This is a genomic window from Shewanella sp. FeAMO (assembly GCF_053653955.1).
This window is the reverse complement of sequence record NZ_CM132201.1, coordinates 1004043-1025879: the sequence shown is the minus strand read 5'-3', so window position 1 is coordinate 1025879 and position 21837 is coordinate 1004043. Positions and strand designations below refer to the sequence as shown.

General features: G+C 54.3%; 21 protein-coding genes. 12 read left to right on the top strand and 9 right to left on the bottom strand.

Translation table 11 applies throughout. The features are described 5' to 3' along the window. The first annotated feature begins 68 nt into the window (after positions 1-68). From ACWAU4_RS04555 to ACWAU4_RS04545, 3 genes are all read left to right on the top strand, one after another. The gene (locus tag ACWAU4_RS04555) at positions 69-671 is read left to right on the top strand and encodes an NADPH-dependent FMN reductase (RefSeq protein WP_208125567.1); all 603 of its coding nucleotides are present in this window, start codon (positions 69-71) and stop codon (positions 669-671) included. Positions 672-713: 42 nt separating this feature from the next. Next, the gene (locus ACWAU4_RS04550) at positions 714-1133 is read left to right on the top strand and encodes a VOC family protein (protein ID WP_454290460.1); all 420 of its coding nucleotides are present in this window, start codon (positions 714-716) and stop codon (positions 1131-1133) included. Between the two features lie 256 nt (positions 1134-1389). Then, positions 1390-2277, top strand: coding sequence for a universal stress protein (locus ACWAU4_RS04545; protein ID WP_454290459.1), 888 nt, complete (start codon positions 1390-1392; stop codon positions 2275-2277). A gap of 1 nt (position 2278) precedes the next feature. On the opposite strand, the gene folM is transcribed toward ACWAU4_RS04545, so the two are convergent. Beyond that, on the bottom strand, positions 2279-2986 hold the full coding sequence (gene folM, locus ACWAU4_RS04540; protein ID WP_208125566.1) for a dihydromonapterin reductase: 708 nt from the start codon (positions 2984-2986) through the stop codon (positions 2279-2281). A 276-nt stretch (positions 2987-3262) separates the two neighbouring features. Between folM and ACWAU4_RS04535 the strand changes: the two genes are divergently transcribed. After that, positions 3263-3730 carry a DUF4920 domain-containing protein gene (locus ACWAU4_RS04535; protein WP_025009997.1) on the top strand — a complete coding sequence of 156 codons (468 nt, stop codon included), beginning with the start codon at positions 3263-3265 and terminating at the stop codon, positions 3728-3730. Next, on the top strand, positions 3720-4280 hold the full coding sequence (locus tag ACWAU4_RS04530) for a PepSY-associated TM helix domain-containing protein (RefSeq protein ID WP_243756865.1): 561 nt from the start codon (positions 3720-3722) through the stop codon (positions 4278-4280). The genes ACWAU4_RS04535 and ACWAU4_RS04530 overlap by 11 nt, the downstream gene beginning before the upstream one ends. An 81-nt stretch (positions 4281-4361) precedes the next feature. Here the strand turns inward: ACWAU4_RS04530 and ACWAU4_RS04525 are convergent, their stop codons facing one another. The 5 genes from ACWAU4_RS04525 to ACWAU4_RS04505 all read right to left on the bottom strand — a co-directional run bounded on the left by ACWAU4_RS04525 (position 4362) and on the right by ACWAU4_RS04505 (position 10119). Further along, entirely contained in the window at positions 4362-6365 is a 2004-nt protein-coding gene (locus ACWAU4_RS04525) for a TonB-dependent receptor plug domain-containing protein (RefSeq protein WP_208125564.1), read from the bottom strand. A 108-nt stretch (positions 6366-6473) separates the two neighbouring features. Continuing rightward, a complete protein-coding gene (locus tag ACWAU4_RS04520; RefSeq protein WP_093982245.1) occupies positions 6474-7283 on the bottom strand; it encodes a class I SAM-dependent methyltransferase in 810 nt (269 codons plus the stop codon). A gap of 39 nt (positions 7284-7322) precedes the next feature. Continuing rightward, entirely contained in the window at positions 7323-8063 is a 741-nt protein-coding gene (locus ACWAU4_RS04515) for an ABC transporter ATP-binding protein (protein WP_037436757.1), read from the bottom strand. Beyond that, entirely contained in the window at positions 8060-9067 is a 1008-nt protein-coding gene (locus tag ACWAU4_RS04510) for a FecCD family ABC transporter permease (protein WP_208125563.1), read from the bottom strand. Before ACWAU4_RS04510 ends, ACWAU4_RS04515 begins: the two co-directional genes overlap by 4 nt. Next, the gene (locus tag ACWAU4_RS04505; RefSeq protein ID WP_208125562.1) at positions 9064-10119 is read right to left on the bottom strand and encodes an ABC transporter substrate-binding protein; all 1056 of its coding nucleotides are present in this window, start codon (positions 10117-10119) and stop codon (positions 9064-9066) included. Before ACWAU4_RS04505 ends, ACWAU4_RS04510 begins: the two co-directional genes overlap by 4 nt. Positions 10120-10419: 300 nt before the next feature. On the opposite strand from ACWAU4_RS04505, the gene ACWAU4_RS04500 reads away from it, so the two are divergent. Further along, positions 10420-12375, top strand: a complete 1956-nt coding sequence (locus ACWAU4_RS04500) for a methyl-accepting chemotaxis protein (RefSeq protein WP_101058227.1) — start codon at positions 10420-10422, stop codon at positions 12373-12375. Between the two features lie 115 nt (positions 12376-12490). Here the strand turns inward: ACWAU4_RS04500 and ung are convergent, their stop codons facing one another. Then, the gene (ung, locus tag ACWAU4_RS04495) at positions 12491-13159 is read right to left on the bottom strand and encodes a uracil-DNA glycosylase (RefSeq protein WP_208125561.1); all 669 of its coding nucleotides are present in this window, start codon (positions 13157-13159) and stop codon (positions 12491-12493) included. A 322-nt stretch (positions 13160-13481) separates the two neighbouring features. On the opposite strand from ung, the gene ACWAU4_RS04490 reads away from it, so the two are divergent. Continuing rightward, entirely contained in the window at positions 13482-13808 is a 327-nt protein-coding gene (locus tag ACWAU4_RS04490; RefSeq protein ID WP_028780219.1) for a DUF3144 domain-containing protein, read from the top strand. Between the two features lie 200 nt (positions 13809-14008). Continuing rightward, positions 14009-14908, top strand: a complete 900-nt coding sequence (locus ACWAU4_RS04485; RefSeq protein WP_028780220.1) for a LysR family transcriptional regulator — start codon at positions 14009-14011, stop codon at positions 14906-14908. On the opposite strand, the gene ACWAU4_RS04480 is transcribed toward ACWAU4_RS04485, so the two are convergent. Further along, positions 14897-15514: a LysE family translocator gene (locus ACWAU4_RS04480; protein WP_208125560.1), complete on the bottom strand. Its 618-nt coding sequence runs from the start codon at positions 15512-15514 to the stop codon at positions 14897-14899. The two genes, ACWAU4_RS04485 and ACWAU4_RS04480, sit on opposite strands and share 12 nt — an antisense overlap. A gap of 199 nt (positions 15515-15713) precedes the next feature. On the opposite strand from ACWAU4_RS04480, the gene ACWAU4_RS04475 reads away from it, so the two are divergent. From ACWAU4_RS04475 to ccoG, 3 genes are all read left to right on the top strand, one after another. Continuing rightward, positions 15714-16256: a thioredoxin family protein gene (locus ACWAU4_RS04475; RefSeq protein ID WP_208125559.1), complete on the top strand. Its 543-nt coding sequence runs from the start codon at positions 15714-15716 to the stop codon at positions 16254-16256. A gap of 51 nt (positions 16257-16307) precedes the next feature. After that, positions 16308-17762, top strand: coding sequence for a sigma-54 interaction domain-containing protein (locus ACWAU4_RS04470; RefSeq protein WP_208126093.1), 1455 nt, complete (start codon positions 16308-16310; stop codon positions 17760-17762). Positions 17763-17946: 184 nt separating this feature from the next. After that, entirely contained in the window at positions 17947-19353 is a 1407-nt protein-coding gene (gene ccoG, locus ACWAU4_RS04465; protein WP_028780223.1) for a cytochrome c oxidase accessory protein CcoG, read from the top strand. Positions 19354-19401: 48 nt separating this feature from the next. Here ccoG and ACWAU4_RS04460 read toward each other — a convergent pair whose 3' ends face one another. Next, on the bottom strand, positions 19402-19971 hold the full coding sequence (locus ACWAU4_RS04460; RefSeq protein WP_208124243.1) for an NADPH-dependent FMN reductase: 570 nt from the start codon (positions 19969-19971) through the stop codon (positions 19402-19404). 235 nt (positions 19972-20206) lie between these two features. Here ACWAU4_RS04460 and ACWAU4_RS04455 point away from each other — a divergent pair, with 235 nt between their 5' ends. Continuing rightward, positions 20207-21823, top strand: coding sequence for an AMP-binding protein (locus tag ACWAU4_RS04455; RefSeq protein WP_208125558.1), 1617 nt, complete (start codon positions 20207-20209; stop codon positions 21821-21823). The last annotated feature ends 14 nt before the right edge of the window (positions 21824-21837 follow it).

Genomic DNA, 21837 nt, shown 5'->3' with positions numbered 1-21837 from the left:
TATCTTTACATTATTAAGTAAAGCACATACCTTATAAAACAATAAATAAACAAAAAGGTTTACTTAACATGAAATACCTAGTCGTCAGCGCCAGCCAACGTTTCCAATCCCAGAGTGCCAAGGTCGCAGAATTCATCACCCGGGAAATAAAGACCAAGCAACTCGCAGAGGCGGAGCATTTGGAGCTCTGCGGTTTCAATCTTCCCTTCTGGGATGGTGAGCAACAAAACAAGGGCGCCGACTGGCAACGGATAGAAGCCAAAGTGACAGCAGCCGATGCTCTGGTGCTTATCACTCCGGAATGGGGCGGCATGGCGACACCTTTGCTGAAGAACTTTCTGCTGATGTGTGACAGCCAACATACGGCCCATAAGCCCGCACTGCTGGTTGCAGTTGTCTCAGGCATAAGCGGTGCCTATCCCATCAGTGAATTGAGAATGAACGCCATGAAAAACAACAAACTGGTGGCCGTTCCGGATCATTTGATCGTCCGCGATGTCGATAAAATGCTCAACCCCGAATGCGACAGCATCCGCGATGCCAGATTAAGAGAAAGGATAGGTTATAGCCTGCATATGTTGGCCCAGTATGCAGCAGCACTGGCACAGATACGTTTTGCCCACAGGGACGCCCCCTTTCCCAAACAACAGGAATATTGCTACGGCATGTAAACAAAGGCCCAAACAGGCAGTAAAAGGGCAAGGAGAACGCAAATGATACAACTGGAACATCTGAACCTGGTGGTCGCAGACCTCCCCAAGACCCTGGATTTTTACCGCGCCGCCTTTCCTCACTGGCAGATCCGCTGCCAAGGAGAAGGAAGCTGGTATGGCAAGCCACGAAAATGGCTCCACTTCGGTGATGACTATCAATACCTGGCTTTCAGCGATAACGGTGAAGGCAATAACCGGGACTTGAGCGGTCATCAACCCGGGCTGGCCCACTTCGCCTTTGTCACTGCAGACATTGACGGGGTGATCAAGCGCCTGCTGGACGCAGGCTATAGCATAGATAAAGACGGTGCTGACGAGCCCTGGCGCCGCAATGTGTACTTCATCGACCCGGCCGAGTTTGAAGTGGAGTTTGTCCAGTACCTAAGCGATCTGCCAAAACAGCGCAATCGCCCTAGCTAAGGGCAATCATAAGTAACCTTACAGGCTCCCTCGCCTTCGCTCACTGGGTGGGGGAGCCGCCTTGATTCACTTCTTACTGTACAACCAGCCCAGGGTGACGGCACCTTGCCGTAAGACCGAATTCAAAGTAGACCGGCATAAAGACCCAAAAGCCGCTATTGACGGGCATTTCAAGAGCAAAAGGATCTGATGGCGTGGCGCGGTATGGCTAGACTTATACGAAGCCAATAATAGTCTTGGCCTCGAGGATAGAGTCATGAGTGTATTTACACGCTTGCTGGCCGTTTCGGACGACAGTAACAGAGGAAAACTGGCCCGGAGAAAAGCGGTGCAACTGGCCAATGCCAGCCATGCCGAGCTCACACTGCTCAGAGTCAAAACCCCTAAATATCATGGTATTGGTCAGTGGCTACAACAAAAAGTGCATCCACAGCCCTTGGTTTCCCATCTAAGGGAAAAGCGTCCACATTACCCATCGAGGGAACTGAACCTTTGCTTGAAGCAGTGTCAGGCCAAGGATCTGCCGACCGCCATTCTCACCGAGCTAAAACAGGCGCATTACGATCTGCTGTTGGTAGAACATCACAGCTACTCAGCCCTGCAGTGTGAATTGGGTCATACAGATGACTGGCAACTGCTGCAACGGGTGTCCCTGCCGGTGATGTTTGTCAGCGACTCTCCCTGGGAGCAGCAAGGGTCGTTACTGGCGGCTTTGGAGCTGGATGAAGACACGGAAGATCATTCCCATTTCAATCACAGATTGCTGCAACAGGCCTTTGAGTTTGCCGGTTTGCTGCAACAAAGGCTGCATCTGCTCAACTGCTATCAGGAAGCGGACATCAGTATGGCCTTCGATAACCAGCAACCCGGCTGTCGCTCTCAGAAAGACAATCAGTGGCAAAAACTGCGGCAGGTCGCCAGGCCTTTGGCCTTGAGTGACGAGCAGTTGCATCTGGCCAGCGGCATGCCGGATCATGTGGTACCGGAGGCCGCCCACAAATGGCACAGCAACATAGTCATCATGGGCGCGGCAGAGCACAGAGGGTTGCTGAGCGAACTCAACGGCCACGCCTCTGAGCAGATGCTCAATCAACTACAGTGCGACGTGCTGGCCTTAAAGCCCAGTTGTCCCTTGCTGCATTGAATCACTTAAGCGGCCGCCCACCATCGAGTGACAGAGTGCGGCCCGTCATATAACGGCTGGTCATCAGATACTTCACGGCGGCCAGCATCTCCTGCTCGCCGCCCTCTTTGGGCAATAATGCCTTGGCAAGCGCCTTTTGCCGGTAGGCGCTATCATCCTGCTCATTGAACAGCATCAGTGCCGGCGCTATGCCGTTGACCTTGACGCCCGGCGCCAACTTGGCGGCAAATGACAGGGTCAAATTATCCAGCGCCGCCTTACTGGCGGCATAGGCTATGTGCTTCTTACTGCCCTTCTGCGCCACATAGTCGCTGATATGAATGATATCCCGGCTGCCTATCTCATCAGTTTCCAGTAGCGGCGCCAGTGCCAGATTCAACTGATAGGGCACGGAGGCGTGGATCTGCATCATGCTGTCAAAAACCTCTGCGGCATCTGTGTCAGGCCGCTCCGGCATCCAATCCGAGGCGTTGTGAATGATTGCCCGCAGAGACTCATGCTTGCTTTTTACATCGGCAATAAAGGCTTTGATCTCGCTATTTTGCAAGAGATCCACTTGATGCAACTCGGCGCCCGCGGCCTTGAGCTCGTCGATGGCGGCGTAATGGCTGCGATAGGTGCCGATGAGTGGATAGCCCTGAGCCATCAAGTCCCTGGCCATTGCCAGTCCCAGACGCTTTCCGACGCCGGTGATCAAAATAGGCTGCATGTGTTTTCCTTCCATTTGTCCGTCGCGCTATTGTTTCACGTTCGGCCGCACTCTGGCCAGTCTCGCCATCCGGGGCCCAACAGCTGAGTATCACCTCTTGGAAACCCTATTGAAAATAGACAGATAATCTTGATTAATCGGCAAAATGCCAACCAGCTCGCATATTGGGATTTCAATGCCCTGAATACTTGAATATCGCTTCAGGCTTCAATAATATCGCAACATTAAATAATAACCATTCTCAACAAATTGTATTTAACTACAAAGGTTACTCCCATGCGTATCAATCAGTTAATCCTGTTGGCAGCCCTGTTTACCCCTCTGGCCTTTAGTGCCGACAGCAAGTTCGGCGAACCGGTCGATCTGAATATCTTCGTGCCCATTTCCACATTGATGGCATCGCCGAATGACTATGTGGGTAAGGAGCTCACGGTAGAAGGCACCATAGTCTCAGTGTGCAGCAAGCGGGGCTGCTGGATGGAACTGGCAACCGACGACAGCTTTGATCGATTGAGAGTCAAGGTTCGCGATGGCGAGATGGTCTTTCCCGTCAGTGCCCGTGGGCAAAAAGCCTATGCTACCGGAGCGTTAGAGGCAATTGAGCTGGATCTCGAACAGACCCGCGCTTATCTCGGGCATCAGGCCCAGCAACACAACAAGCCCTTCGATCCTGAGTCCGTAACTCAAGCAGTGACTTTCTATCAGTTGCATCCATACGGAGTCGAAATCCGTGATGCTGAGTAACAAGCTGCGCAAAAGGATCCGTTTATTGCACAGAGACATAGGGTATCTGTGCATAGGCATGACTCTGGTGTATGCCATTTCGGGGATTGCCGTCAATCACATCAATGACTGGAACCCCAACTACCAGATAACCCAGAGTGAGAGCCGTGTCGAAGGGTTGAATCCTTCACTGGGTAACAATGACATTCAAAGCCTGTTGAGCAGCCACTTTTCGCTGCAGGATAATATCCGCAGCGGTTATCGTGCCAGCGCCAATGAGTACCAAGTCTTTCTCAAAGATGGCAGCCAGCTGAGCGCTAACCTGGTATCCGGCACAGTCTCGGCCGAGATAGTAAACAGCAGACCATTGCTGCAGGCTCTCAACTATCTGCATCTTAACCATGCCCGTGACGCCTGGACCTGGATTGCCGACATCTATGCCGCTATGCTGCTGTTTTTGGCGCTATCGGCGCTGGTGATGTTGCGTAGTGGCAACCTGCTCAAGAGCCGCAAGACCTGGCTGACGCTCACAGGCGTCCTGCTGCCTTTGCTGTTCATTCTGCTGCGCTAACGCACTCTGAACAAAACGCTATCAGATAACAAAGAACCCGCTCATGGCCGGGTTCTTCTGTTTTCTGCCTCCTTGAAAGGCTTAGTGACCGAAACGGTATTCCACCCCCAGCCAATAGTTACGTCCCTCCTCGGGGAAGCCCTCACTATAGGCGTAGTTACGGTCAAACAGATTGTTGACCGAGGCATTAACACTCAGCCCCTGCCAGATGCGGTAGTCGAAGCGAATGCCGGTCACTCCGAAACCACTGGCGACCTGATTGCCATTTGAATTGCTGAGGCTGTCGCTGCGAGCTTCCTGACTCAGAATGATGTCCAGCTCCTCCAGCGGAGTCAGCTTAACCCAGGCAAAGAGTTGATGATCCGGCAGGCCGGTAACATCGAGCTGCTCATCCTCAACATCGGCGTGAATATAGCTGTAGCTCAGGCCAACACTGGCCCAATCGCTGAGATCGCCATAAAGCCCCAGATCCAGCCCGCTGTAATCTACCCTGCCGCTGTTGCGGTTTTGGATAAGTGTCGGGGTGATGTTATGGGTCAAAATCGCATCGGACACCCGGTTATAGTAGACACTGCTGTCCAGTTGCCAGTTAGCGGCCAGAGTTGCCTGATAACTGAGCTCCAGGTTGGTCGCCCGCTCAGGCTCCAGATGCGGGTTGACTATGGCGGTTTGGCCATAGGCGGGCCTGAAAGTGGTGTAGCGTTCTTTCAGCGTCGGAAAGCGACTGCGCTGGGATAGAGACAGTTGCAGTGTATCCAGGTTTTCCAATTCATAGCGGGCCATCATTTGCCAGTTGAAGGCGTGCTGCGAGTTGTCTTCATAGCGGGTCAGGCTGCCATCCTTTTCATGCTTGTAGCCTTCAAGGCTCTTGCGGGAGTCGTAGCTGATGCCCCCTACCAGATCCAGGTTATCTCTCAGTGCCCATTGATACTCCACTGCCGCCGACAGGGTTCTATCCTTGTACTTGTCAAACTCCCCGTCAGGCTCCCCTTGCTCCTTGTGCAGGTCTTCCTTCCAGTGAGCGGCAAACGACAAGATGTCGTCTTTGCGCATATCGATACTGAGCTGCAGGCCGGCACCATTGCTGGCATCGTCATAATGACTGTAGGGGCCTTTTTGTTGCTGCAGGTTTTCCAGGCTCTTGTATATCCTCAGGGTGTTTTCAAATTCATCGCGATAGAGGCGACTGTGCAGCACAACCCCAGGGCTGAACTCTGTATAGCCGCTGTAGTAAAAGCTCTGTTTGTCGTACTGCGGCCATTGCCAATAGGTAGGGCGAATATCGGCTTCAGTACCGGCATAGGGCGGACTGTTCTTTTCCCCTTCCTGGCGGATATAGGTAAAGATGTACTCGTCTGTTTCATTGGGAGTCAGACCAAATTTGGCGGTACCGCGGCTATCGCTGTATGCCGAGTTGACGCGTTTGCCGTCGCTGCCGGCGATCGGGTTGTCGTTGTCGTGGGACAGGCCGACAAAGTCTTTGTCCAGCTTGTTGCCGCTCAATTGGATAAAGCCCCAATCATTGCCGCCGGCCAGACTGGCATCCAGGCTATAACCGTTGTCCTCTCCGCGGGCCCAGCCTTGGGAGGCGCTCAGTTGTGCTTCAAAGCTCTTCTTGGGTCTGCGGGTCGTAAGGTTGATGGCACCGCCCATCATGTTCGGCCCCTGCAGCAAAGAGGCATACCCCTTGGAGACTTCCACCGAGGCCAGATCCGACGCCAGAAAACGCCCCAAGTCCAGATTGCCGTCATAAGGGATGTAAATCGGGATCCCATCAAAAAACAGCGGCACCTGTTTGCTGTCAAAGCCCCGAACCTTAACCTGAACCTCGTTACGACGACCGGATTTTTGCAGGCTGACCCCGGGAATAATATTCAGCGCCTCGGCCACGTTTTGCTTGTTCAGCATCTTGATGGTGTCTTGATTGACGCTGTCCTGATTGGCGGCAACCGGGCTGCCCCAGACACTGATCCTTTCTATTTTGGTTTCGTTTTTACTCTCAGACTCAGCCACGCTGCCATCGGCAAGCGCCAGCGGAGAAGCCAGCATCAGCGGCAGAATAGAGTAATAGTGCTTTGGTTTCATACTACAGACCTTCAACATTCAATCGATGTATAATTTTTTATATATTGATTATTAAAAAAATACCCGGAGCTCGATGCGAGTCCGGGCAATAACTAATCAGACTCTGACTCAGGCCTGGGGTATCACATCCCAATAGACCATGGCCCAGCTGCGATCGCCGGTTCGCAGAGGTTTGCCCTGTTGTTTATGACTCTGGTAATACTCCTGCAACCGCAGCTTTTCGGCGTCATCCAGAGGCCCCAGCGACCAGGCAACGTTGTCTTCAAACTGGGCGTAACTCTCGGCCTGGTTCATGCAACCACTGGACTCGATGAAGTCCACCTTGGGCTTAATGCCCATCTGCTGCAAAATATTCACCGCATACAGATAGTTAGGCAGAGTCACTAGCTTACGACCTATGGCTTGAATAATGGCGGGATCGATAAAGGTTGAGCTGACGGTATGAGTGGTATAAACCCGCTTGCGGGCCTGGCGATTGAGCTTTTCCAGGGCACTCTTGAGGCAGCCCACCAGAGTCGAGCGCGACGCCACTGCGATATCACACACGGGGATGTCGCTCCAATCATCTTCCCAGGCTCTTTGGATAAGAGTGACATTACTCAAGCCTTCCGCATCGGCGCGGCGCTTGGCCACTTCCAACATGCCGCTGCTGTAATCCAGGCCATAGACGGCCTGCATCTTGTCGGCCAGCCCCAGACACACAGAGCCCGGGCCACAGCCCATATCCAAAAGCGTGTCGCAATCACTCAAATCCATCAGCTTGAAAAAGCCCTCCAAGTAACTGTCCTTGGGTCTGGCGCAGTTTTCGGCCATCTTCTCGGCCCGTTTGTCCCAATGTTCGGCACTCTTATGGGTGCGTTCCGCCCTTTGCAGGTGCTCGCGGTACATGGCGGCAAAGTCCAGCTCTTCTATTATCATGAAATCACCTTGCTTAAGATTTAACCCTCAGCCGGCACCTTAAAGGTGCTCGGCAATCGCAGACTCACTGACGCCATAGAGCTGCGCCAGTCCCGATACCTGTAACTGCCCGGCCACTGCGCCTTGTCTCAGGCCATGACCGGGTTCCACCAGCGCCACACTGTCGGCCAACAGCTCGGCATGACGCGGATGGTGAGTCGACATCAATACTGCGATTCCCTGCTGTTTGAGTCGTTTAACCTGAGCCAGCAACTTGATTTGATTACCGAAATCCAGGCTGGCGGCCGGTTCATCCATCACCAGCAATCTTGGAGATTGCAGCAAGGCCCTGGCAATCAACACCAGCTGGCGCTCGCCGCCGCTTATCTGATCCATGGCGCAATCGGCCAGGTGAGCTATATCCAGTTGTTTCAAGACCGCCAGCGCCCGCTTCTGCTCATTCGCGCCGGGCACGGCAAACAGTCCCAGCCGCGACTGGCAGCCCATGAGCACCATTTCCAACACCCGAAAGGAAAAACGGCTCAACTGTGCCTGTGGCACATAGGCCATCTGTTGTGCCAGCTCGCGCTGCGACCATTGATGAATTTGCCTGCCGGCTATCTTTATCTCACCGGCAAGCGGCACCAGCAAGCCAAGCAATGTTTTTAATAAGCTGGTCTTGCCGCTGCCATTACAGCCGAGCAAACAGACGATTTCAGCTTCCGGTAAGCAAAGCTCTACATTAGCCAGCAAAGGCTTACCGGCATAGCCCACTGTGACGCCTTGCATGCTGGCTATCATTGGCCCCGGCCTCCGCCCCTCAGCAGCAAAAACATAAAGAAGGGCGCGCCTATGCAGGCGGTTAAAATCCCCAGCGGCAGCTCAATCGGCGCCAGAGTGCGGGCCAGGGTGTCGGTCAGCAGCAACATAAAGGCGCCCAGCAGCATGGACATGGGCAACAGCCTTCTGAAATCGGCGCCCACCAGCATACGAGCGATATGCGGCACCACCAGCCCGAGCCAACCTATAATGCCGGCGATGGATACCGCCGCCGCAGTCAGCAGTGTGGCCGCCAGAATAAATATCAGCCGGGTTTTCGCTATGTTGAGCCCGAGGCTGCTGGCCTCATCGTCGGCCAGGCTTAACAGATTCATACGCCAGCGCAGCAGCATTAACGGCACCAATCCCAGTATCATGGGCAGCAGGCTGGACTTGAGATCTTCCAGAGTGATATCCGACAACCCGCCCATCAGCCAGAAAGTAATGGAAGGCAGCTGACTGTAGGGATCGGCCAACAATTTCATCAATGAAATACCGGCGCCGCACAAGGCGCCAATAGCTATGCCCACCAGAACCAAAGACAGCACAGGATCGCCCTGACGACTGAGCCGCGCCAGCAGACAAACCAGAGCCACCACCAGCAAACCACCGAGAAAGGCAAACAGCTGGATGTTGTAAACCGATAAGTCCAGATAAATGCCCAATACGGCGCCCAGACCGGCCCCGGCAGAAACGCCCAGAATATCAGGTGATACCAGAGGGTTACGAAACATTCCCTGATAGGCTGCGCCGCTGGCGGCCAAACCGGCTCCAATCATAAGCGCCACCAAAATTCTGGGCAGCCGCAAATGCCAAAAGACACTGATGCTCTTGCTGTCCAGGGCGGCCACATCGCCACCGATGGCATGCCAAAGCGCCTGCCCCTGCTGCGCCAGACTGAGAGGATACTGGCCACTGGCTGCGGCAAAACACAGAATGCTGAGACAAATTCCGGTCGCCAGTGGGTATTTGATTCTGTCGTTCATTCGGGGCGCAGCAGATTGGCCGCCTGCTCCTCGCTAAGCTCACTGTGGTAAAAATCGCGGTAGAAATCCTTCACCAATGCTTGCTTGGCCTGCTCATCAGCGCCGGACAACAGCAACCTAAGGTAACTCATGCCCAACAGCCGGTTTATTCCCGGCGGCGAGTCAATCCAACCAAAGGGCTTGTTCGGCAACCAATAGACCCGCTTGTTGCGTACCGCCGCCAGCGTGCCCCAGACAGGATCTTGGCGAATATGGCGGATAAAGGCGGGATCCTGGCTGATGATTAGCTCAGGCTCCCAGGCCATCAATTGCTCCAAAGAAACTTTGGCCAAACCGCGATAGTCACCGGCCTTGGCGACATTCTTAAGCCCAAGCTGTTCTATGGCTTCGGTGTGAATGGAACCTGTGACCCCGGTTTCAAGGCCCGTCGCACCGCGGCCGAAATAAAAAGAGATGGGCTCTTCCTGGCTAAGGCCAAACTCTCTGGCATCACTGAGTATTTCGGCCGTGCGCTTTGCAAGAAAATCTGCCCGCTCGTTGGCTCCCAGTACCTGCCCCAGTTTTCTCAATTGCGCCGGGGTGTCTGTGAGTGAACCATCGAGCAGCAGAAACGACACGCCGCTGATGCGTTCCACCTTTTGCGCCATAGATAAGTAGTTTTGGCTGAGGTTGCCATAGTCGACGACAAGATCCGCATCCAGAGTCATCAGCTTTTCCAGCGAAAGGCTGGCATTACGGCCCACCAAACGGCCCAGTCTCGGCTTTTGCCACAGGCTTGGAGCAAAGCCATGCTGTTGTAACAAGGCTGGCTTGAGGTGGGCATAACCGAGCAGCTTTTCCGGACTCAAGGCCAACAACAGCAGGTCCGCCGGCCCGCCGGCACTGACCACCCACTTGATATCTGCAGCCGGCGGCAGCGCCAATTGTCCGTTTGGATTCGGCTCAGTCCCATAGGCCAGCACAGGATTGGCCAGCGCAGGATTGGCCAGCGCAGGGAAACAAACCAACAACCCAAGACTTAAGCCGGCCTTGATAACACTCCTTCTATCCAATCTTGTTTTTCCTCGCCGCCAATCGCTATATACAAAATTATATAACGCTAAAAATTACCTTTCTCCACCCACTTTGGCAATGGATGGAGATCACAATTAAAAGATTTGCAACAGCAATTGCTTAAAGGCGATCAGCGACTGGCAGGATAGCGTTACTCCCAAGGCGAAAATTTACACAATAAATTTTTGGCCGCTTGCTCACTCCTGTTCTAAATTTTAAGCAGCCAAAAACTTTTGTGCTGTGTCACATCGAATGGAATTGGATGCTGTTCTCTCAGCCGTTTGACAGGGAGTCAACCTATGCGCTTTACCACCAAAATCAAGCTTATCAGTCTGCTTATCGTGCTGGTTCCTTTAGTGCTGGCAACGGCATTGGTCAGTTGGCTCGCCAAAGATGAGCTCTATAATCAGGCCGAAGAAAGGCTGCTGGCCGTCAGAGAGATCAAAGAGCGCCAGCTCGATGCCATGTTTGCCAACTTCGGCAACAATCTGGATGCAATCGCGGCCGTGATCCAAAACAGTGAATCACTCAACAGTCTCGGCCAGTCCCGCCCCATGCTGGAAGCCCTCAACAAAGAGTTGGGCTTCTACGATATTTTCATCATCGAAGACTCAGGCTTGGTGAAAGACACTGTGACCCATGAAGCCGACTGGGGCAGTAACCTGCGAACCGGGCCTTATGCAGATTCAGGTCTCGGCCGCCTGTTCAGAAGCGCTATCAACAGCAACGGCGCAACTGTGATGGCCGATTTCAGCCCTTATGCCCCCTCGGGCAATGAAGCGGCAGCCTTTATCGGCAAGAGCATTCAATATCAGGGCCGCCCCTTGGTGGTTGCCGCCCAGCTCTCCATCGACAGGATCAATGGGGTGATGCAAATTCGCGAGGGTATGGGCCAAAGCGGTGAAACTTATCTGGTGGGTGCCGACAAGCGCATGCGCTCCGACTCCTTTCTCGACCCGGTCAATCGCACAGTCAAAGCCTCTTTTGCCGGTACAGTCAGGCAAAATGGCATAGATACCCAAGCGGTGGAACAAGCGCTCAAGGGGCAAAGCGGTGTCATGCAGCTCAAGGATTACAAAGGCAATCCAGTGGTTTCATCCTATGCTCCCATAGATGCCTTCGGGGTTCGTTGGGCGCTCTTGGCTGAAATCGATCAGGCCGAAGTCGCAGCACCGGCGCTGCATATGGTTTATGTCGGTGCCATGGTGTGCCTCGGCGCCATAGTGCTGGCACTGCTGGCAGCCAAGCTGGTCAGCAACTTTGTACTGCGCCCCTTGGGAGGCGAGCCTGCCGACATGTGTCAGCTCACCTCAGTGATAGCATCCGGCGATCTCACCAGCACGCTGCAAGTAGCACAGAGCGACAGCCATCTAATGAGCTGGTTGGCCAGAATGCAGAGCAAGCTCAGGGAGATCATCGCCCAGCTCATAGGTATGGGACAGGAGCTGGAATCGGCAGCAGAGCAAAATTCAGCCGCCATCACCCAGGCCGATTGCAGCATTCAACTTCAGGCCAAGGAAACCGACATGCTGGCAACTGCGGTGGAAGAGATGAGCTATGCCGCCGCCGAAGTGGGCCAGAATACTGCCCACGCGGCCGATGAAGTGAACGCCTGTCAGGTCGCCAGTGAAACCTTGAGGCAAAACCTGGATCATACCCGCGCCAGTTTGGAAGTCACCCTCAACAACTTTGCCGAGATCCACAAAGAGGTTAACTCGTTGGAACAGGACAGCCAGAAAATCGGCACTGTGCTTGAAGTGATAGACAGCATTGCCGAACAGACCAATCTGCTGGCGCTCAATGCTGCCATTGAGGCGGCCCGAGCCGGTGAACACGGTCGCGGTTTTGCCGTGGTTGCCGACGAGGTACGTCAGTTGGCGGTCAAGGTGCAGGAAGCCACCCAGGATATAGGCAATGTACTGCAAGGGATCCAGCGCCAATCCGGTTCTTTGGTCAGCCACAGTCAAACCTGCAGCGATGAAGCCGCCTCTACCGCCGAGAAAGCCGAAGGCATGCGTGAAGCGGTCGATGATATCAGTAACCGGCTGCAGACACTCAAGTCCTTGATGAGCCAAACGGCTACGGCAGCCGAGGAACAAACGACGGTATCGGCAACCCTGGCCAAAGGGATTTCCGGCCTCAGTGCCGCGGCCGAGGAAAACAGCACCGCCATCAGCCAAGTGGCCATAAGCACCCGCAGCTTGCTGGGACTGGCGAATCAGCTTGGTGTCACCACAGCTCAGTTCAAGGTCTAAGGCAATTCAATCCACAGTATCGAGCAGCAACCCAGGTTTCTGCTTGATACTGTGAAATAGCCGCTATCCCTCTAGCTAAGGAAAGTGCGAAGAAAGTGCGAAATAAGCCCCTTCTCTAAACCTGCCAATCTATTTCGGCTTGCTGCCACTGTTTCAACTGCTGATTGATGGCCGAGAAATGGCCGCAGCCAAAGAAGCCGCGATAGGCTGACAGAGGCGAAGGATGCGGGCCGCTTAAGATTTTGTGCTGCGGCGCCTTGATAAGCTTGCCTTTCTTAATGGCATGGCTGCCCCAGAGGACAAAAATAATCGGCTCTTCACGCTGATCCAGCAGTTGCAGCGCCCTGTCGGTGAAGGTTTCCCAGCCCGCCTTGGCATGGGAGTGCGCCTTGCCCTGCTCCACCGTCAGCACAGTGTTGAGCATCAAGACTCCTTGCTTGGCCCAGCTCAGCAGATTGCCATGATCCGGGATTGAGAATCCTGAGATGTCGGTCGCCAGTTCCTTATACATATTGACCAGCGAAGGTGGCGTCTTCACCCCGGGTTTAACCGAGAAACACAGGCCATGAGCCTGACCTGGGCCATGGTAAGGGTCCTGACCTATAAGTACCACTCTCACCTTGTCCAGTGGTGTCAGCTCAAAGGCGCTGAATACCTCGTCCTCAGGAGGAAAGATAGCCTTGCCGGCGGCGCGCTCCGCGGCAACAAACTCACTGAGTTGCTGGAAGTAAGGGGCCTGTTGTTCAGCGGCGATAAATGCCTGCCAGTCAGTGGGGTGCGCCATGGTGATAATCCTCTGTGTAAAAGAGGCCATAGCTTAAGAGTGCCGACTGCGGGATACAAGCGCCGAGTGTTGGCTCTGTGGCCTGGATTCAAAGGAACCTGAGTCGATTTTTCAAGCCAACCTATTGAGGAGTAAGCCAAGGACACAGAATTGAGTGACAGCAACTGCAGCCACTGTTGAAGCGACTTTTTGCCCAAATGCCAGGATCTTGGCAAGCAGGCACGGGGATTCAGATCCCAATCGCCAATATTTTTCCTTGGCACAGCGCCTTTTTAGGTTAGAATCGGCCCTCAATCTTTGGCTTAGCAAGAGCGAATATAGTATGTCAGACGACAACAACCAAACCACCATATTCCAGTTAGCAGATCAGTTTATCGCCCTCGCCAATGAGCTGACCCAGCAAGAAGGCGACGTAGGTAAAGTCGGCACCGCCCTGAGATTTGCCGCCGCCCGCTTCAATGCTTTTGAAGCCGCTATCAAGTCTGCCGATCTGGGCGCCGAAAAAGCCAATGCTCTTGAGTGGTTTACCGCCGAATATCGCGACATGCTGGATGACAACCTGGAAGATCACATTGCCAACCCTCCAGTGGTCAACAGCGAAGATGCTGCCGAACCGGCAGGCAACGCCGTGCAGCAATTCAAGATCTGAGTTTCCTGACAACTGCGGGGGCCTGTGTCCCCGCACTATTACACCATTTCGGCTTTACCCTTCTCGGTCCCGTCAGCGCATCACCGTCTCTGCCCTTTCCTTTCTCCCGCGACACTTTCAAAATTTATTTGAATATCTGTTGATTACAGGCGTAAATAACAGCTGGGGTAACAGCAGGGAACAACTACCGGGAAGCGCATATGATACGAGCATTGCAGGACTTGAAAATATTCAGCGAAACCGCCAGACAGGGCAGCCTGTCGCGGGTGGCACAACTGCTTGATCTGACTCCGGCCGCTACCAGCGCCGCCATCAAGCGCCTCGAGGCCCAACTCAACACTGTACTCTTTGTTCGCTCTACCCGCAGCCTGCGTCTGACACAGGAAGGTGAAATCTTTCTGCAGCACTGCAATGAAGCCCTGAATATTCTCGACGATGGTTTTCAGGCGATTCAACAAGGTCAGAGCCTGCTCAAGGGCAAGTTGCAGTTGTCATTGCCATCGGATCTCGGTCGCAACCGTTTGCTGCCGATATTGGATGAATTTATGGAACGCCACCCGCAGGTGAGTATCAGGGTGCAGATAAGCGATCGCCTGACGGATATCTACCGCCAACCCGTCGACATAGTGATCCGCTACGGGCTTCCGGCCGACTCGGCGCTTATCGCACTGCCGCTTTGCCGTCAAAATGACAGGGTGTTGTGCGCCTCTCCTGACTATATTGCCAGGTTCGGTGCGCCGGGCAGCCCGGAGGAACTGGCAAAGCACAACTGCCTGTGCTTTATGCTGGCCGATGCGACTCACAGCAGGTGGCATTTTCAATCACAGTCGGGCCAAATCACAGTGCAGGTCAAAGGCGATAGAGTCGCCGATGATGGCGAGTTGGTGCGGCGCTGGGCCGTGGCAGGCAAAGGCATAGCCTACAAGTCGCGGCTCGATATCAGCGAAGAGCTGAGAAACGGTCAACTGCTGCAACTCTGCCCCGAGTGGCGCGGCGAAGAAGCGCCACTCAATATGCTCTGCGCCGACAGACGTCAGCTCAGTCCTTTGGTTATTGCCCTTAGGGAACATCTCGAGCAGGCATTGCAGTCACAGCAGTGAATAGATCACCCGCCCGGCCAACAGGATAAGCACTAAGCCGCTGAGGCGGTCAATCCATTGCGCCTTTTCTCTCAACTTGGGCAACACTTTGGGTTGAGACAACAGGAAGGCTATCAGGGTGTACCAGAGGCCATCCACCAGCATGGGGGTCAAGACTATGATGCCTCGTCCCAGTAGACTATCGGCGGCGGCGACAAACTGGCTGAACAAGGCCAGGAAAAACAGCAAAATTTTCGGGTTAAACAACGAAATGGCAATGCCGTCCCGGGCAGCTGTCAACATGCTCGTCGGCTTGCCGGCACTGAGTTTTTGCTGCATTCCACCCTTGGATTGCAGCGCCTGAATCCCAAGCCAGGCGAGATAGAGCGCCCCCAAGATGGCGATGCCGTTAAACAGCAAAGGGGTGTGTTTCAGCACCACAGCCAAACCCAGCAGAGTGATAAAGGCGTAAACACCTATCCCCAAAGAATGCGCCCAGGCGCAGGTAATGCCCCGACTGCGCCCGCCTCCCAAGGTGTGACGCACCACCATGGCCAGGCTAGGCCCAGGTGACATGGCCCCCAGACACGAGATAGCCACCAGTCCCAACCAATCACTCCAATTCATTGTTCCCCCTCAATGAAACACACCATTTTGCCCTGTCTTGTGCAAACACCGGCCTCATATAGAACAAGCACCTTTCGCAATAGGTTGGTCAATATACTCTATGAAGCCAGCGCTTTCGAGCCGCCAATTTTCAATTAGTTTTAAGGCTTGCTGACTATACTGAGCGCCCATATAGCTCCCTAAACCCATTGAGGCCCGGATGATACTTACTCTCAGCATATTGGCTCTGCTCAGCCTGATAGCGGTGATTGTGCTGCTGCTAATCAAAAAACGCCGCGGCGCCAAGATCCCCATGGCGGTGATCCTGGTATTGGGGGGAATGGCTTTTTGTGTCGCCGCCGTGGTCAGCTTTGTGTATCGCGGTGAAGATTACGAGGCTTACCGGGAACTGCGCTGGCGGCCCCTAGACAGTCAATCAATCCCGGCTCTGGTGGCCGAAGGCAAGACTGTCTTTGTCGATGTGAGTGCCGATTGGTGCCTGATTTGCCAGGCCAACAAGGCCAATGTGCTCCATAGGGAGCAGATAGTCAGGGCGCTGGCCGAGCCGAATATTGTATTGATGCGTGGCGACCTCAGTAAGCCCAACCCGGCGGTATCCAACTATCTCAGCTCCCAGGGCGTTGCCGGGGTGCCTTATAACCGCATCCATGGCCCGGCCGTGCCCGAAGGGGTCGTAATGCCCAGTGTCCTGACGGTCAACGATCTGCTCAAGGTACTGGCTCATGTTCAAGCCCGCCATTAAGGCACGATATATCGTGCATTCGTACTGACAAGCCCTGTAAGCGGCTCTATACTGGCGCAGTCATCAGTGCCGAAGGAGCCGCCCTTGTCTGACTCAAACAGCTTTTTGCCCGAAAACCGCCTCTTGCTCAATGCCGTCAGTGAAGGCATTTATGGTTTTGATCTTAAAGGTAATGCCGTCTTTATCAACCCGGCCGCCGAGAAGATGACCGGCTGGAGCGCCGCCGAGCTATTGGGGCGCAAGATCCACGACTTTCACCACCACAGCCACGCCGATGGCAGTGTCTACCCCCACGAAGATTGCCCAATCTATCAGACGCTTAAAGATGGTAAAGCCAGAGAAATCACCACAGAGGTCTTCTGGCGCAAGGACGGCAGCTGCTTTCCCGTACACTATAGTTCCACGCCTGTGTGGCAGGACGGTAAGCTCAAGGGTGTAGTAGCGATATTTCGCGACATTAGTCTGCAAAAGCAAACCGAGTTGTCGCTGCGTCAGGCGCTGGAACAGGTGCAGGCGCTGTCGGAACAGCTGGCCTCGGAAAACTCCTGGCTGCAGGCCGAGCTGGAAGACAAGACGGGCAGCCAGCAGATCGCCGGTAACAGCCCGATGATCCAAACCCTGCTCAAACAGCTGCGCCTGGTGGCCAATACCGACAGTACCGTATTGATCCAAGGGGAAAACGGCACAGGCAAGGAGCTGGTCGCCCGCCAGTTGCACCGGCTCAGCAGCCGCAAAGACAAACCTATGATCTCGGTCAACTGCGCCGCCTTCTCTGCCGGACTCTTGGAGAGTGAGCTGTTCGGCCATGAGAAAGGTGCCTTTACCGGCGCCAGCCAGCGGCGCAAGGGACGCTTCGAACTGGCCCATAGAGGCACCCTGTTCCTTGATGAAGTGGCCGAGCTCAGTCTCGAGGCTCAGTCCAAGCTGCTGCGGGTTATTCAGGAGCAGGAGTTTGAACGCGTCGGCGGCAGTGACAGTATCAAGGTGGACATTCGGCTGATCGCCGCCACTCATCACGATCTGCAGCAGCGGGTGGAGCAAGGCCTGTTCCGGATGGATCTCTTCTACCGGCTCAATGTCTTTCCGCTCAAGGTTCCGGCACTGAGACAGCGGCGGGAAGATATCCCTGAGCTGGTGCAACAACTGCTCAAGAGCCTGTCATTGAAACTGGGTAAACCGCTGGCGGGGGTTGATGGCGATAGTCTGCGGCGGATGATGCAGTATCAATGGCCGGGGAATGTGCGTGAATTGCAAAACCTGCTGGAACGGGAAGCCATTCTTGCCCGTGAGCCGATACTGCATCTCGCTCCCTTGCCCAGCGATACGCCGCTGCCGGCCGTGGGTCAGACCCTGGCCGAAGTGGAAGCGGCCCATATCAAGGCGACACTGGACGCCTGCCAATGGCGAATATCCGGCCCAAGGGGCGCGGCCAACAGTCTTGGAGTGCCCCCCAGCACCTTGAGATCCCGGATGCAAAAGCTGGGGATCCGCCGCCAGGGCAGTTGAAGCCTAGGCTGAAAACCAAAACCCACAAAAGTCACGATATATCGCCAACTCACGCTATGTCGTGAGCTTTTATTTATCCCAATGAAACAATATTAGATATGAATCAATAAGTTAAACATGCATTTTAACTGGCACGCCTCTTGCCATTGCCTAGCCGTGTGTCAGTCGTCATTCAGGAAGTAGCATGGTTCAACAGGCAAGACAGTCATCGGAAGCGATTCCGGTCACTTTTATCCCCTCCCCCCAAGACAAGAAAAGCAGCCACAAGGGTGGCAAAATCCACTTTCGTAGCCAACGCGGTTATTTTCAACGTTGGCGCAGCGGCCTCAACGCCCTGTTGATAGCCCTGTTTCTGTTACTGCCCTTTATCGACTGGCAGGGACGACAGGCCATCTGGTTCGATCTGGCCAATCAACAGTTTTACTTTTTTGGCAGCAGCCTCTGGCCCCAGGATTTTACCCTGTTGGCTTGGTTCTTTATCGCCGCCGCCTTTGCACTGTTTTTTGTGACCCTGTTTTGGGGCCGGGTCTGGTGTGGTTATCTCTGCCCGCAAACCGCCTGGACGTTCGGCTTTGCCTGGGTAGAAGAGAAGCTGGAAGGCAGCCGTAACCAGAGGATCAAGCTGGATGCCTCGCCCATGACGGTCAGTAAGGCCGGCAAGCGCGGCGGCAAACATCTGCTGTGGATGTTAATGTCTCTGATCACCGGCTGTGGCTTTATCGCCTACTTTGTACCGGCCAAGCAGCTGTATCCGGAGATTTTTACCTTCTCCGCCGGTTTTTGGGATAGCGCCTGGGTGTACTTTTTTGCCCTGTGTACCTATCTCAATGCCGGTTGGATGCGTGAGCAGATGTGCCTGCACTGCTGCCCCTACGCCAGATTCCAATCAGCCATGTTCGATTCCTTCACCAAGACAGTGACCTATGATGCCCAGCGAGGTGAAAGCCGTGGCCCAAGAAAGCGCAAGCAAGCCACAGAGCTTGGCGACTGTGTCGACTGTAATCTCTGCGTCGAGGTGTGTCCCACCGGGATAGATATTCGTAACGGCCTGCAATATGAATGCATCAACTGTGGCGCCTGCGTCGATGCCTGCGATCAGACCATGAGCAAGTTTGGTTATCGCCCCGGGCTCATCTCCTATACCAGTGAAGAGTCACTGACCGGGCAAACTCCGCCACTGTGGCAGCGTAAACGCTTTATCGGCTATGGCGCCGCCTTGCTGGCGATACTCTGCACCATGGGGCTGGATATCTACTCGCGGGATCCCATCACGCTCAATGTGATCCGCGACCGCCAGAGCCTGTACCGGGAAACTCTGGATGACGGCATAGAAAACAGCTATCTGCTGAAAATACGCAATAAGACCCAGCAGGATAAGCACTACCAGATAGAGATCAGCGGCGCCCTGCCCTATAAGTTGTCGACCAATAGCGTTCACATCGCCGCCGGCGAGCAGTATGAATTGCCGCTGACCCTGACTGTGCCTGTGGCGCAAATCGACAACAATCGCAGCAATCTGCTGTTTAAAGTGACCGAGGCCGATGCACCAGATAATAGCGTCAGCCAGAAGTCGGTATTTTTTGCCCCTTGAGTTGCCTCAGGGCGGCGAAGTGTTTCACCCTGCTTCGCCGCCCGCTTTTTAGCCTTTGCTCTGCTGGGCAATCAGCCCCTGCAGTATACTTTTCACCTTGCTCTGCTGGTAATCTCCCAGCAGAGAACCATCTTCGGTAAAGGCTTCGTGAGCCTTGGCAAGCGCCAACTGCTCGGGCAATACCAGCGCCCCCAGGTTGAACATCAGCTCGCGGACCGGGGTCAAGCCTCTGAGCCCTCCGAGTGCTCCCGGGCTTGCCGCCATCAGGGCCACCCATTTACCGGCAAATACATTGCCCGCGGGCTGAGTTGCCGGGCGGGACAGCCAATCGATGGCATTTTTCAATGCCGCAGTTATGGAACCATTGTACTCGGGGCACACCAGCACCAGACAATCGCTCTGCAACAGCTTGCCCTTGAGTGCCACGGCAGCTTCGGGGGCGCCAAATTCGGCCTCGTCATCCTGATTGAGCAGGGGCATGGGAAACGCATTCAGTGTCAGCACCTCAGACTCCAGTCCCAGCTCGGCGGCCACGGCGGCGGCATAATGGGCTAGACGGGTGTTGAACGAGCCTTTTCTCAGGCTACCGGAAATAAACTTTATCCGCAGTTGCTGCATGTTTTTATCCTTAATTACAGTCGATTAACCCATTTATTGAACAGGATTTTTCATTCGCCACCATTGCCTTGGCCGCGCTTTGCCTCTAACCTGAATCCAGATCGTTGCAAAACTTTTTGGCGCAGCATTCAGCACAGCGCAGAAAGTTTCGGGGGAGACAGGGGCCAGAATTAATATCAGGGCTAAATAAGCGTTCAAAACCAAATAACAATAACAAATCCCAAAGGAAAAGGTGATGACTAGAGTGATACAGAATCAGGTATACGATAGCCAGACTCAGTTGGATTTTTCCCGCTATGACTCTCTTGCAGATATGATAGTCAGTAGTTGTGAGCGTTACGGCGACAAGAGCGCCTTTGCCTGCCTCGGCAAGGCCATCAGCTTTCGGGAACTGGAGAGGGACTCACGCGCCTTTGCCGCTTTCCTGCAACACAACACCCAGTTGCAAGTCGGCGATCGCATCGCCATCCAGCTACCCAATATCAGCCAGTTCGTTATTGCTGCCTATGGCGCAATTCGCGCAGGCCTGGTGCTGGTGAATACCAACCCCCTGTATACCGAGCGGGAATTGATCCATCAGTTCAAGGATTCCGGCGCCAAGGCGCTGGTGGTACTGTCAGATCTCTTGCCCATTCTGGCTAAAGTCGTTGCCAGCACCCCGATTGAAACCGTGATTTCCACCCACCAGCTGGATCTTATCGAGCCGCAAATTCAGCCCAGAACCGGCCTGAAAAATATCGAATTCACCAAGGTCCTTGAGCTGGGACGTCAGCTGGAATTCAGCGAAGTAAAGCTGACTCTGGACGATTTGGTGGCGCTGCAATACACGGGCGGTACCACAGGCCTTTCCAAGGGGGCCATGCTCAGCCACAGAAACCTGATTGCCAACGCCCTGCAATGTGAATCCCGTATCGGCGCCAACCTGGTACAGGGGGAAGAGATCTTCGTCGCCCCGCTGCCCATCTACCATATTTACGCCTTTTTGGTGAATCTGGTGCTCTACTTCGAGCGCGGCGCTCTGACAGTACTTATTCCCAACCCGAGGGACATAGCCTCGCTGATCAAGACCTTAGCCAAATATCCCTTTACCGGATTTGCCGGGCTCAACACCCTTTTTGTCGGTCTGTGCCACCAGCAAGCCTTCCGTGAACTGGACTTCTCCCATCTGAAGATCACTATTTCAGGCGGTACCGCCCTCACCGAAGCGGCGGCCAAACTCTGGCAACAAACCACTGGCTGCACCATATCTGAAGGCTATGGCCTGAGTGAAACCTCGCCGGTTATCTCCCTCAACGCGCCAGGACTGGAACGTCTGGGCAGCATAGGCAAACCGGTTATTGAGACTCAAGTGCAAATTCTCGATGGCAATGACCAGCCGCTGCCACCGGGTCAAGCCGGTGAACTGGCGGTGCGCGGCCCTCAGGTGATGAGTGGTTACTGGCAAAAGCCCGATGAAACTGCGGCTGTGATGACAGAGGATGGCTTCTTCAAGACAGGAGATATCGCCATTGAGAGTGAAGATGGCTATCACAGCATAGTGGATCGCAAGAAAGATCTGATTATCGTTTCCGGCTTCAATGTTTACCCCAACGAAGTCGAAAACGTGCTGGCCCGCTGTGAGTTGGTACTTGAATGCGCGGTTATCGGTGTTGAAGATGAGCGCAGCGGTGAAGCCGTCAAGGCGGTAATAGTGCTCAAACCTGAGGTCGATGCCACCAAGGCTCAAGCAGCCATAGAGGCACACTGCCGAGCGGAGCTCGCGGCCTACAAGGTGCCCAAGGTGATAGAGTTTGTCGCCCAACTGCCCAAGAGCACGGTCGGCAAGATACTCAGGCGTGAACTGCGTAAATAAGTCAGATAAAGATG